Origin of the sequence: Clostridium sp. DFI.1.208 (assembly GCF_024463855.1) — a bacterium.
GTDB lineage: Bacteria > Bacillota_I > Bacilli_A > Erysipelotrichales > Erysipelotrichaceae > Clostridium_AQ.
The window spans coordinates 1-516 of sequence record NZ_JANGCA010000188.1; the positions used below are offsets into that span (position 1 = coordinate 1).

At 33.9% G+C, this 516-nt stretch carries 1 protein-coding gene; it reads left to right on the forward strand.

Features of this window, described 5'->3' with window-relative positions:
• The coding region (locus tag NE665_RS23970) for a group II intron maturase-specific domain-containing protein (protein WP_347285941.1) at positions 1-424 on the forward strand (424 nt) is incomplete at its 5' end.
• Between the last annotated feature and the right edge of the window lie 92 nt (positions 425-516).

The following is a 516-nucleotide window of genomic DNA, read 5'->3' on the forward strand; positions in this document are numbered from 1 at the left end:
CTTGTATACCAAGATACAAAAGTATCTTAAAAGAAAACAAGCAGTTTCAAGACCATTAGCTATAACATTTACAAAAGTAAACCAAATAGTAAGAGGATGGATAAACTATTTTAAGATAGGGAGCATTAAAATATTCCTTGAAGAGTTTGGACAATGGTTACGCCATAAGATACGATGTATCATCATCAAGCAGTGGAAAAAACCAATGACAATATATAAAAACCTAATGAAGGTTAATCTTAGATTTAAATGTAGATTTAGTCATGAAGATATTTTTAAATGCGCCAACACAAGATTAGGGTGGTACAAAAGAAGTGCGATGGATGTCGTCAACTTCATACTATCCCCAAAAGTTCTAAGCATAAAGAAAGGGGAACGACCAAGTTTAGTCAATCCCCTTAATTATTATCTTAAGAGTTTGTGATTTCGATATAAATGTAGAGCCGTATACGAGACCCGTACGTACGGTTCAATGGGAGGGGCAATAAATCTTGAATTTATTCCTCTACCCCTATT